This window comes from Desulfopila sp. IMCC35006 (assembly GCF_005116645.1).
Lineage (GTDB): Bacteria > Desulfobacterota > Desulfobulbia > Desulfobulbales > Desulfocapsaceae > Desulforhopalus_A.
Genome location: NZ_SWCM01000006.1, coordinates 170821 through 183329 on the forward strand (window position 1 = coordinate 170821; position 12509 = coordinate 183329).

General features: G+C 53.2%; 13 protein-coding genes. All 13 read right to left on the reverse strand.

The window, feature by feature from the left end:
• Positions 1-5: 5 nt before the first annotated feature.
• The 13 genes from FCL47_RS12250 to FCL47_RS12310 all read right to left on the reverse strand — a co-directional run bounded on the left by FCL47_RS12250 (position 6) and on the right by FCL47_RS12310 (position 12381).
• Positions 6-827, reverse strand: coding sequence for a phage baseplate assembly protein V (locus tag FCL47_RS12250; RefSeq protein ID WP_136813795.1), 822 nt, complete (start codon positions 825-827; stop codon positions 6-8).
• 2 nt (positions 828-829) lie between these two features.
• Positions 830-1948 carry a phage late control D family protein gene (locus FCL47_RS12255; RefSeq protein ID WP_136813796.1) on the reverse strand — a complete coding sequence of 373 codons (1119 nt, stop codon included), beginning with the start codon at positions 1946-1948 and terminating at the stop codon, positions 830-832.
• Entirely contained in the window at positions 1945-2250 is a 306-nt protein-coding gene (locus FCL47_RS12260) for a hypothetical protein (protein ID WP_136813797.1), read from the reverse strand. Before FCL47_RS12260 ends, FCL47_RS12255 begins: the two co-directional genes overlap by 4 nt.
• 33 nt (positions 2251-2283) lie before the next feature.
• Positions 2284-2955 carry a hypothetical protein gene (locus tag FCL47_RS12265; RefSeq protein ID WP_136813798.1) on the reverse strand — a complete coding sequence of 224 codons (672 nt, stop codon included), beginning with the start codon at positions 2953-2955 and terminating at the stop codon, positions 2284-2286.
• Positions 2952-3185 (reverse strand): hypothetical protein, encoded by a 234-nt coding sequence (locus FCL47_RS12270; protein WP_136813799.1) that lies wholly within the window; start codon positions 3183-3185, stop codon positions 2952-2954. The genes FCL47_RS12265 and FCL47_RS12270 overlap by 4 nt, the downstream gene beginning before the upstream one ends.
• Positions 3185-4501, reverse strand: a complete 1317-nt coding sequence (locus FCL47_RS12275) for an ATP-binding protein (RefSeq protein ID WP_136813800.1) — start codon at positions 4499-4501, stop codon at positions 3185-3187. The genes FCL47_RS12270 and FCL47_RS12275 overlap by 1 nt, the downstream gene beginning before the upstream one ends.
• Positions 4498-5643: a DUF4255 domain-containing protein gene (locus FCL47_RS12280; protein ID WP_136813801.1), complete on the reverse strand. Its 1146-nt coding sequence runs from the start codon at positions 5641-5643 to the stop codon at positions 4498-4500. The genes FCL47_RS12275 and FCL47_RS12280 overlap by 4 nt, the downstream gene beginning before the upstream one ends.
• A complete protein-coding gene (locus tag FCL47_RS12285; protein WP_136813802.1) occupies positions 5643-6965 on the reverse strand; it encodes a hypothetical protein in 1323 nt (440 codons plus the stop codon). Before FCL47_RS12285 ends, FCL47_RS12280 begins: the two co-directional genes overlap by 1 nt.
• A 5-nt stretch (positions 6966-6970) precedes the next feature.
• The gene (locus FCL47_RS12290; RefSeq protein WP_136813803.1) at positions 6971-7801 is read right to left on the reverse strand and encodes a hypothetical protein; all 831 of its coding nucleotides are present in this window, start codon (positions 7799-7801) and stop codon (positions 6971-6973) included.
• Positions 7802-7813: 12 nt separating this feature from the next.
• Positions 7814-8323 (reverse strand): phage tail protein, encoded by a 510-nt coding sequence (locus FCL47_RS12295; protein WP_136813804.1) that lies wholly within the window; start codon positions 8321-8323, stop codon positions 7814-7816.
• Positions 8324-8335: 12 nt separating this feature from the next.
• On the reverse strand, positions 8336-10279 hold the full coding sequence (locus tag FCL47_RS12300) for a phage tail sheath subtilisin-like domain-containing protein (RefSeq protein WP_136813805.1): 1944 nt from the start codon (positions 10277-10279) through the stop codon (positions 8336-8338).
• A gap of 59 nt (positions 10280-10338) precedes the next feature.
• Entirely contained in the window at positions 10339-10593 is a 255-nt protein-coding gene (locus FCL47_RS12305) for a hypothetical protein (RefSeq protein WP_136813806.1), read from the reverse strand.
• A gap of 549 nt (positions 10594-11142) precedes the next feature.
• Positions 11143-12381, reverse strand: coding sequence for a sigma-54-dependent Fis family transcriptional regulator (locus tag FCL47_RS12310; RefSeq protein ID WP_205747302.1), 1239 nt, complete (start codon positions 12379-12381; stop codon positions 11143-11145).
• Positions 12382-12509: the final 128 nt, after the last annotated feature.

Here is a 12509-nt window from a genome sequence, read left to right on the forward strand (position 1 = left end):
TCTCCTCAAATGGTTTTCACCGTGGTGGACAGGCTGCTCATCTCACCCTGCGGAATCGGTGGGGAGGTCGGTCCACCGACGGTCGGCGCGACGGTATGGATGTGGGTCGCAAACAGCGACAGAAAGCTCTGCCCCTTAATTACCGGTTCGCCGCCTTCACCACCCAGATGTACCTGCCCACTCTGGAGTACGATTTTGGGCGCTTCCGCGGTAATGCCCGCGGCTGCCATTTCGATCACGTTGCCGTTGGCATCTTCGACCTTGGTGCCGCTGCTGTTCATCGTCATCACGTTGCCGTTGGCATCCTCCACCACCACTTCGCTGCTCGCCGCGTCCATCCTGAGCACCGCACCGGAGGCATCGTTGAGGGTGATGGTGCCCTGCTTGTCGATGATCATTTCTGCATCCGCCGGGTGATACAGGCGAAAGCGTTCCTCACCCTCTTCATCGTCGAACTGCAGAATGTGTCCTGAACTGGTCTGGATCATGCGGGTGGTGGGTTCCTCTTTGACAGCATCCTCAGGTGTATCGCTTTGCTGCTGCCAGAAGGTGCCAACCCAGATCGGCCGGCTGATGTCGCCCTCCTCGAATTCCACCCACACCTGGGCATCGATATCGGGAATGAAAAACAGGCCCTGCTGATCCAATCCACCGTAGGGCAGGCAGGGCAGCGCCCAGTCCGAATTCTGTTCCGCCAGTACCGACGGAATACGCAGCTTGAGCCGTCCACGTTTCTGCGGATCCTGATTGTCCACTACGACGGCGCGGTACTTTCCGAAACGTTTCTCATCAATAAAGCGTGCCAGACGGATCACAGTCTCTTCCATAGTCACCTCACACCCGCCAGGGCATCATTGCTTTCGGGTTCGGTATTCTGACCAGTGGCGTTGCGCAAAAGCCTGAATGACTGACGGTATCCAGTCTGAGCAAATACATGGGTTACCTTGTCGACGTAATACAACCCACCATAGGTATCACCGATGCCATACACCCCGACCAGTTTATTGGTCAACAACACATGGCCATAGAGCGAGCCGTCCAGTTCGCCTTCGGCGATAATTTTCCAGGCGTTTTCATTGGCCTTGGCCTGTGCCCTGGCGCGCGCTTCTTCCAGCGAGCTTCCGGCGGGTCGCGACATTTGCCAGTTAAAGGGAACCAGGCCCATGCCGCCACTGGTCGCCGCCTCTCTGCCCAGAAGAGTCAGATTGGGGGTAAAGCTTTCCTGTTCCAGTTCGGTACCGGTTTCCGCTGCACGAACCAGGGTGACTTCATCCGGTTTGTGGCCATCATGCTGCACGCTGATACGCAGACAATTGCTACGTTCACCCATGTAGGCCATGATCGATGCCTGGGGGTCCTCGTCGAGCTGTGGCGGCTTGAAATAGACCGTACCTTCACGGAAATAAAGCTCGTACCCATTTGCCTCGGCCCGATCGCGTAGAAAGTGGATACTGGTCGAGTCCTGGTTCAAGCTGAGATTGTTCAGCCCGACTTCGCTGTCGACATCAAACCGGGTACCGGCAATCTCATGGACGATATCGCCGTCGGTCATTGCCTCATCCTCTGTAGACCAGACGCGGCGTATGTGTTCACGGTCCAGCAACAGGCTCTCATCCTGGCACATCACAATGACTTTCGCCTTGCCCATCTGCTCGGGGGTATCAGACCACACTTCCTTGACATATCCGCGCATGACCTCCTCCGAGTAATCACCGAAATGCGCTTCGATGCGAAGTGGCTTCCACGGCAGAAACACGTCGGCATCCTGCACCTTCCAGCTCTGGTCTTCGAGGCGGAAGGTATCGAAGACCAGCGTGCACACAGCTGCTGCTGCGCGGCTGGTTTCAACAGTAGCCTCAACCAGGTAGGGTTTGAGGTCCACCACTTCTTCCCCATCCACGTAAATCCTGCAGATGGCAGGCTGGCGAAAATCCTGTGCCGCTGTCATCGCCCTGCTCCGGGTTCAGTCGCACGCGGAATAAGGATGGTTGCGCCGATTGATTCCTCTAGGCTCAGGTCCGGTCCGAACACGATCTCGGGATTGGCATCGAGAATACGCCACCACATGCGGCTATCGACATAAAAGTACAGCGCCAGCAGGTCAAGTCGGTCATCGGCCTTGACGGTATATTCCAACACCCCGGCAGCCGGGCCGATATCTCTTGCTCTGCCACCTTTAAACAGAGGCGCCTTGTCATCCTGCCCGGTAAACGGCCTGACGTTCTGATATCGACTGCTTTTCGTCGCCATCGTTATTCCTTATTGATTTTATGCAGGTCACCATCAGCCATCCCCGGTCGACTGATACCCCTGCAGCGAACCCACCGCGCTTTGCGCCGAGTTAAACATCCGTTCAATTTCCGGGGTGTAAAAATCATTCCGGCTCTGAATCACCTGCAGCGTCAGCGTGGCCTCAGCTCTATAAGGTACAAGCGTGGGGAGATAGGCCTTGACCTCGAACTGCACCTGGGTCATGAATACCGGCAACACCTGTTTTCCCCATGAGAACAGCAGCACCGAGGGGTAGGGCTGTTCATCCCCGGCATTATCGGACAGCGCCGCCAGGGTGGATGCGCCGTCCGGTGCCTGGAGCTTGGGCTCCACCATGCTGTACAGAATATCCAGCTCGGGCTGCACGCCCTTGGTGTTGGCATCGGCATCATCGGCGTTCATGCGGTCGGTGGCATCGAGCAGGATCTTCAGGGTGAAAGTTTCCGCCTTGACGGTCGCGCCTTGTGCCACACGCGCGATTTCACTGGTACCGCTGAAATCGCGACCACCAGCGGTGGCCTGCCCCTCGCCGAATTCTATCTCGATGGCGCGTGAACGCGTGATGGTCGAGGGGTTGAACTCGAAATGCAGTTCCAGCGGATTGTCACCGCCGGTGTGTTCTTTAAGCACACCTCGGGTCACCCTCAATGGCGACTGGTTGCCAGTTGCAACAGATGATGTCATCGCAATCCTCCTGCGTAGCCGGCAATAATCTGGTTCGCGATCATCTGGGCGATCTCATCGTCAGAGGTAATCGGGTGGATGCGCTGTGGGGCTATGCTGACGATGTCGATCGACACATCCTGCGGCACAGACTGCCTGGCCAGCACTTCACCGACGCGCCGTACGATCGTGGCCGCTCGATGTTCGAAACCAGCCGGGAGATGCAGGCGGATACGCTCGATTTGAATCATTATCGATACTCCTCGTAAAGGTAATGGGCAAACTTGCCCATGTTGACCGACGACTGTTCGCCCCCCTTTTTTGAGAATTCGGTCCACACTGCGCTGGCTATATGCGCCATGCCGATCGGCCGCGACTCACCGGCGGCGAGAAACGACGCATGCAATGCGGCATTGCGAATCTGTCCACCGCTGAGATTGAACTCACTCCCCAGCAGTTGTGTGTTCACATCCGCATCTCGCGGCGCATTCGGGGGAATGTGCAGATTCCACAGGCGGGTACGGGCTGCTGCCTCCGGGCGTGGAAAATCGACGATCATCTGGAAGCGGCGCGTGAACGCAGGATCGATATATTTGCGCAGGTTGGTGGTGAGGATGCATGGCCCGCTGTGGTGTTCGATACGCGACAGCAAATGGCTGACTTCCATGTTGGCGTAGCGATCGCGCGCTTCCCTGACCTCGCCGCGCTTGCTGAACAGGCTGTCGGCCTCATCGAACAATAATACAACCTGGCGGCTGCCGGCGGCGTCAAACAACGCATTGAGGTTCTTTTCAGTTTCGCCGATGTATTTGCTGACCAACAGACCCAGATCGACACGAAACAACGGCCAGCCCAGGGCATTGGCTACCACCTCTGAGGCAAAAGTTTTACCGGTACCCGATGGGCCGGAGAACAGAACCACCGGGCCACCGCCGACACGCCCCCCCCACTCTCTTTCAACCTTTTGCCGATGGGTAACCCATAAAATAAATTCCCGCAGCTTGCGCAGGCAATCCTCTGGCAGCACCAGGTCATCCCAGCTGACTCGGCAGACAACTTCCACCGCACCCGGCACACGCATTTTTTCCAGCAGCGGCCAGCCCAGCAGCTGGTGAAGCGCACGCTTTGACGGATGCAACGGCTGAAATAAGCCATAGGCCTCGCCTTCCACCAAGCCACTGCGCAACAACGGCGAGTTCAGCAAAAGACGCTGATTGAAAAACTTGGATTCCTCGTTGTTTAAGACAAACATTTCGCGAATCAAGGCCGGCGTCGGATATGGCGACGAGATACCACGCTGCAGATCCTGGTACATCCAACCGAGTCGCGGCTCGGCCTCCGGCGCCAGGCAGCAGGCGAGAATATCCTGGTCCAACGCTTCCAGTCCACACTCGCTGCTCAGCGAACGCCACGGATCTCTGTCGCGCAGGGCATTGACGTCACTTTGCACGTGGTCAAGACGTTGACTGACTTCCTTCGGGATCTCGACCCCTCGGCGGTAGGCGCTCAGGCAGGCACCGAGCAGATCGATGCGCTCCCATTCGGCAGCCAGCGGCATCGCATTCATGGCTTCACTCCGTAAAACATCACCGTATTGCTTTTGATAAAAGTGGTGATGGTTCGGCTGCTATCGAACGGATCTACGTAAACCCATTCGTGCACTGCGTGCAACAGTGCCTGCCAGGTTTTGGTATCCGAGGCATTAATCTCCACCGGCAGGCGTACATGGAAAATGCTGTTGTTATGGATATTATCAGGATCAATGGTGCCCGGGGAAAACACATCGGTAGCGTTGCTGATGGTTTTTTCCGTTGGCGACTCAAGGTCGGCGATGTCCTCTTTCCATGCGACAATGCCGTTATCGGTTTTTTTGTGCCATACGCTCCATAACAGTTTCACCTGGCCACCCGCCTTGCCGGCAATCAGGATATCGAGAGCCGCACTCAAATCCCCTTCCAGCTTGAACACGTAATGCAGTTTCCTGCTGCTATCGGCGGGTGTTTCCAGATAACAGATATGCGGCATCCAGCCGCTCACGTCAGTATCAACTTCGACATATTCAACCGGCGGCTGCAGGCGGATCAGGCCATCCTGCTCATGACCTGGTCCCCGCGACATTGCACCCCATGAGACCATCCGCGAATCACCAACCAGGGGCGATCTTTGTACGGCCACTGCCTGCGGTACCGGTGCCAGAGCCATTTCGTAGGCCACCGACAGGCGATAGGAGATATCGGTTTGGGTGGACCAGATGTGGTTGAGGTTATCCAGGCTCATGGTGTGCGGAATCACCTGCAGAACAGCAACTTCGTTACCTGCTGAATCGGCAACCGGCAACAGGGGTTGCTGGTGCAGAATACGCATCACTTCACCAATCAGGCGTAATTCATTTTCGCCCTTGCTGACATCGCGTTCGCTGGTGCTACCGGGCGACTCTGGTTCCTTACTTTTATAGCCAAACGCGGTGATCAGGCAATGCAGCCGCACATAAAAAGGGTCATCGTTGCTCCCATCGGCGGGGTAGCCGTCATAGTTGACGTTGTAGAAAAACAGGTTGAGGCAGTTTTCCTCTGCTTCATCGAGATCCTTGATGTTGTCAGCCGGGTGGCCGATACGGATACAGTTAATATCACTCAGTTCATCGATGTTCTGCAGGAACAGTTTGCGTAAGCTGTAGGCTGCGGTGGACAGGGCGCTTGGCGGAAGCATCACAATCTCCTCAGGTAGTGGCGACTGGCCAGTGAGAGACCGGGCCGTGTTCCCTGGCGGCTGGAAGAGACGGCTCTCGGTGATTTCTCGATGAACACATCCACCTGGCCAATCTTCACTTCTGCGGTTCGGGCTGGTTGAAAGCCGGCCGCGTTTTCACGCCGGCGTTCAGCTGCCTGAGGCACAGCCGCGTGGTTGGTCAGACCTGTTGACCGGGCCTCCATCATCCCGACCTGTCCCTCGATACTCGAAAATTCCTGCTGGAGTTGCCGGTTTGCATCCTCGGTTTTTAATGGCCTCTGCGCCTTCTCTGCAGGCGCAATCGACTGCACCGTCTGTTCCGAGCTGGAATCCTGCAGCGAAGATTGTTTTCGCGCTGAATCAGCGACATCCCCGGGTTGTTTCGGGTCGGATCGAATAAATACATCCGTGTCCTTGTGCTGTTGACCCACCTCAATGGCTACGGGCATCTCAGGGCGCACCCTAAACGCCAGCGCGGCCTCGGGTTCGGTTAAACTACTCCTCAGGACGAGAGTGTGCTCTGGATCCTCTTTATCTTTGATCCCGTCCCGAAGGTGATCGATTGCAGTTGTTCCTGTAACAATCGCTTGCGTGCATTTGCTCGGTTCGCTGGCAGCTGCTACCACATCTTTGGCCCCTGCCTCATCTCGTTGCTGGCCGGCGTGTTGCCCTGGCGATGGATGCTTGGTATGACTGGCAGCTGATCTCGCCGCTACAACAGCCCTGGTCTCGGCAGGTTCCTGCGGCCGCTTAAAGGGCGTCGAGTCACCGGACAAAGGTATGAGCTGCTGCGGAGCCTCTGTCTTCTTCTGGGCTTCGGAATTGAATTCAGAGGGTGTGTTGTCGAAACCCTCGCTGCTGATCGTCACTCCGGGCAGACCAGACCTAGCTTTCAGCAGGTCACCTGAAACCGGCCATGTTGGCATTTCTGCACCCAATGGCAGAGGCTGAACCTTTTTTGAGTGGCTCAGCTGGACATCGCGATGGGTACCAGTAGCATGGGCGGCCAAACTCGGTGAATCACGATCGAGGCGCCTGGATAAATGGAAGTTGCCTTCAGGCATGCTTTGATGCTGATCTGGGGGGTAACCGGACGGGCCATGTCTCTCCACGGAGCGCTTCATTTGACCTGTCGGTCCGGCCTGTGGCATGGCAATTCCATGCTCTGGGGCAAGGGCAGCAGAATGACCTGGATTCATTGCCGAAATCGGATGTACCGGCATCGCCGAGGCACCCTGCTGCGAGCTCTCAGCAGCCTTACTTGGCCTGGCATCGCTGATTACCGATTTAAACAGTCCCATGGCATTTACCCCCTCCCATAACCGGCGGCAGAGCGGTTGATCAGGTCAAGATAACGCCGCCGTTTGTGCTGCGGCAAATCGAGGATATCCGCTTCGCTCCAGTGATAATGACTGGCCAGGGTATGAATCTCATCATAGAAAAAGTGTTCATCCAGACCCAGCTGAGCGTAATGATCAAGACGGGTGCACTGCTCACAGCTGCATTCCGGGCAGGTGACGAGCAGTCGATCGCACACCGCGGGTGACACGTCATCCAGAGCCTCATCGATCGCCGCAATATCGGCTTCGGTCAATTGTGCAAAAAAGGCGTCTGTAGGCGCCTGCCCGTTAACCGAATAGACACACTGCCTCAGCAGCCAGTGCACGGCCTGCTGCTCTTCGAGTCCCCTGATGCCTTCCTGGTCCTTTCCGGTAGGCACACCTGCATCAATCTGCCAGTCGTTGATTGCGATCATGACATGGGGAAAACCATGCCCGGCCGGCTTGACCGGCAGCTCGCTGCGCTTTACTTCAACATCAAATAGCGACTGACAGTGGCTGCATTGAACATTCAACCAAAGCTGCTCACCATTGAGCATGGCAGCCAGACGGAGCATCAGATATTGGCGATCAGCCACGGTTAAACGTGCCACAGTGTCCCTGTCAATAGGAAGATCACCGATACTCTTGAGTGCATGGCTTAACACGTCGGTCACATAAGCCGGACGATCCGGATTGTGCGCGGATTCAATCAACGCCTGCTCGATACGACCGGTCATCGGCTGAAATCGAACCCTGCGTTCAATCCGGCCGTTGTCAGGTAAACCACCTGGAAGATGGACCTCCATGATCAGCATAACCGTCTCTCATCAGCTTTCTGAGGGTTCGCTGACCGCATCATCACGATCCCAGCCTTCGTGTTCAAGCTTGATGGTCTGGATGCCCACGGTGTTGGTGGTACCCGCATCAAACTCTGGCAGGGCCTGGTATTCGGAAACCCAGGCGCGCTTTACGTGATAGCTGATCGCCACCGTACCCTGCAGGTTCAGCACGTTGATGACGATATCCTTGCGAAAATTCACCAGCGACATCGCCGCATCGCCATCGATGTTGTTAACCAGGTTGGCCCATTGCTCAAACACGGGGTCGTGAGTCAATCCCTGCTCCAGCGTGATGGCCTCATACTTGGTGCCACCCGGCAGCTTCCGAACATGGGTCTGGTCGCCCCCGGTGCGCCAGTCAACAGCTTCGGTGGTTTTTTTCAAAGCGCCCATTTTCCTCAGGCCAGCCACGGGCTGACCGTCGATCAGTACCTGGAACTTGAACGTGCGATACGGGTCGTGTCGGTGCGCATTGGCGGGAAACATTGGTGCAGCCATTTCAAGTCTCCTTTATTCCATGTTGACTTTTTGTTGAATTCGGACAATGACGAATTCTGCGGGTTTGAGTGGCGCGAAGCCGACGATGACAATCACCTGTCCCGCATCGATGTCCCCTTGGGTCATGGTATCGCCTAATCCGCAGCGAACGAAATAGGCGTCCGAAGCTTTTTCACCCTGGAATGCTCCCGAGCGGAATAAGCCATTCATGAAGTTACCGATGTTGGCACGCAACGATGACCACAGACGATGATCGTTAGGTTCGAACACGGCCCAATGAATCCCTTCGAAGATGCTGCGCTCGATCATAATGGCGGTGCGGCGAACAGGGACATAGCGCCACTCCGGATCTGCCTTGGTGGCCAATGTTCTGGAACCCCACACGACCAATCCCGCACCGGGCATTTTACGTATACAGTTCACCCCCCGATTATTCAGCTGATCCTGCTCGCCATCCTCGACAACAAAGTCCGGACCGGTCACCCCGGCCACACCCAGCAGCCCTGTTGCCATGCCTGCCGGTGCTTTCCACACGCCGCGTTTACTGTCCGTTTTTGACCATATACCTGCTGCAAAGGCGGAAGGTGCCACGTCGACATTTTTTGCCGCCGTTGGATTTTTTTCCGCGTGGTACATCGGATTTGACACCTTCAACCAAGGGTAGTAGAGCACGGAATAGGTCGACGACGGCAGGCCCAGCGCATCAACGGTTGCGCCCTGGTCCAGTACGGTCGTAGCCGGCGGATCGACAATGACCATTCGATTGCCCATGGATTCGCAATGCGCCAGTGCCGCATCGACAAACGCTTTGCCCGTGGAGTCATAACTCTTTCCAGGCAATACCAGGATACTGACGTCCCTAACCTTACGCAGTTTATTGCTGAAAAAATTCTGATAGTCCTGGGACGTCGCCAATCCACTTGTACCACCGGCCAATTGCTGCCCCTGGCTGCTCGATCCGACGACCCCACTCGGAACCACCTTCTGGCTGCCGTGGACCGAAACTGCAGCGGTGTCACTTAACTTAAGATTGCCGACACCGTCACTTGCATAGACAACGACTGATGAGGAAGGTGATGATGTCCCTGAGGTTAGTAAGAATTTACGATCAGTGGCATATTCACAGCCAAAATAGGCATAGGAAGGCTGTGGACCGATGGCTTTAACCATATCCTCGATTTTTTGGGCAACTTTAGCTCCATCGGCGGCGTTATCGCCGGCAAGAGCGAGATCGGCCTTGGGCCCAAGATTGATCGTCTTGACACCGAGTCCATCGATATTAATCCGGAACTCAAGATTATCTTTGATCACCGTATTCCCTGAACTGAACAGGTTCGCCCCGACTCCCATTTGTGCACCGGTCAGGCTACCTTTCTGGTAGCCATTGGAGCCTGCAGCAGGGTCTGCTTTCCCAATCAGTTCCACCATAACGAGGGCTGAGACGCCGTTTACGCGTTTAAGTACAAAGTTATCACTGGTGTCGTTCATATTGATAGATGAAAACGATTCATCCTCGACGAACGCATTGCTCTCCTGATGACCGACCTTCAATGCAAATTCAGTGGGTTTTGCCGAGTCGACCACGATCTTTATATATACGCCGTTTCCCCAATCTCCGGGACTGGATGCAGATATCTTTAACGTATTGCCTACTCCCGCACCATTCCCCGCAACGTCATAAAAAGAGGTTGTGGCATTTGCAAGCCGTGCTATAAATGCGTCTTTGCCACCGTTCAGGTAAAACGCCTGAACCGCAAACCCCATGGCATCACTTTCTGACACAACTCCACCATACTCGTTCACATAATCATCCCAACTATGAACAAGAACTGCTTCGTTAACAGCCCCTCGTTTAGCTTCGCCGATAAATGCAGCAACCGATGTCGCCACACCCTCTATCGGCCTTGACCCACTTGGTATTTCCTCGATATACACACCAGGATGTAAATATGCCATTGTGCTCCTCCAAACGAGATAATTTTTAAATAGGTCACGTCAGGAACCTGTGATCCCAATTAATCTCTTGATGGTTTTTGTTCCGGCTTCAAGCTATAAACCGCTACACAATTTAGATTGATTTTCTTGGAGATCTTGCCTTCTTCGGTCAATTGTTCGAGGGCTTGTTCAACCAGGATTTTATTCTTAATGATGGATTGCTGCACGAGCCACCAGTAAACCACACCATCGAGTGTGTCGGAGGCCATTGGATGTTGTCGCAGGTACTCCATTATTTCTGCAGCGATCGTTTTGGTGTCATTTTCCTTAGTCACTACATCTCCCTTGATTACATCACTCAGCAATGCAGCATCCGTGCCATACGTTCGAATTCACATAAACCATTAATTTGAAGTGCTTTAGATCGATATACTTAAAATTACTCTGGGGTAATTTTACCCCTATGGAAATAAGTAAGAATGTCAGAGACCCTTTCATATCAACACAATCTCTTAAATATACACGTAAGCAGATGTGGCACATTTGCCTCACATCCAGTTCGCCCGGGAAATTACATTTGCTTGATTTTTCCTGACAAAAACAAAGAAACACAGCACAATAAATCGCAAAATATTTTGCATAGACTCTCAGCTTCTGGTAATTTCCGAGGCGCCTAAAACAGCAAATAAAATATCCCCAAATCGACATGTTTCGAAGATGCTTGGAGAACACGCTCAGCTAACAGCATGGAGCTTTACCGGTTAACCAATACAGTGATCGAGCTCTGCTATATCACCGAGGGTATGGCGGTCATGGAGTTTTTAATACGAATGTTTTACTTTTCAGTAAGCGATGGGGGGGGACCCAAAGGGAAAAAAGAGGAGCTAATAACTTTTCTTCTGGAAGTTGTTCAGGACATATTTTTCCAGCAGACGGGTAAATGACCTACGTTCTTTACCGGCCAGACGAGCCGCTTCCGAAATATTGCCCTTTGCCCTATCCAAAGTCGTAACAAGATAGTTTTGTTCAAAATCTTCTACAACACGTGCCTTTGCCTTGACCATTGGTTGAGTCATCAAATTTTGTAATCGACGGTCGACACTGGAAGCTCGTCGTTCTCGCTTCTTTGATTCCAACTCATTGATGGAAACGTATTTGCCATCAGCCATCAGAAACTCCCGGTGCAACATATTTTCCAGTTCTCTTACATTACCTGGCCAATCATGATATTTGAGTGCTGCCATCGAGTCGGGATGCAGCACCCTATCGGGCTGCTTATACTGAAGCTGAAACTGGCGAATGAAATGCTCTGCCAGCAGGCTGATATCGCTTCGTCGCTTTCTCAGTGGCGGTAGCTGGATATTCATGATATTTATCCGGTAGTAAAGGTCCCTTCTGAAATCCCCCTGCTCAACCATTCTCGTAATGCTTTCGTTAGTCGCGGTGATCACCCGCACATTTGCATGCTTAGCCACTTTGCTACCCAGCGGTCGATATGTCATGTTTTCAAGAAAACGTAACAATACAACCTGGCATTTATACGAGAGGGTTTCTATTTCATCTAGGAATAACGTGCCGCTCTCTGCCTGTGATATCAATCCTTCTCTCGTATCGGTTGCGTCAGTATAAGCCCCTTTTTCGTGACCAAACAGTTCATTTTCAACCAACTGGTCCGGAATGGCCCCACAATTGGCAGCAATAAAGGGCTGGTCTTTTCTTGAACCAAAATAATGTATTGCTCTGGCCGCAAGCTCTTTTCCCGTACCAGTTTCACCTTCTATGAAGACCGGGGCGTCACATTTGATTATTTTATATAGCCTTTTGAGCATGTGTTGAAATTCAGGAGAATTTCCCACCATGTTCACTCTTCTAAAAAGGTTGGTGACAATATCTTCACACCCAAAATCACGGCATATTATTTTTCCCAGTCGATAATCAAGTACCTGATTAACACATGGAAACGACTCGATTTCGCTGCAGGCTTTTATAATGGTCTGATCAAAAATTGGATATTGCTTTGAAAACAAGCCTAATACAGGCAATGAATGAGCATGCTGCAAAATGTTAGTGATGTCGCCTTTACATTCACTTTTCTCTGTTAATAACAAAACCAGTGCTTCCACAACACCCTCCTTGAGCAATTTTATTACGCGAAGAGGGTTTTTAACGATGTAGATATTCTTATATCCAAGATACGTCATTTGTAGAGACAACTGTTTTTCATCTTCTCTACTGGCACAAGAATAGATGA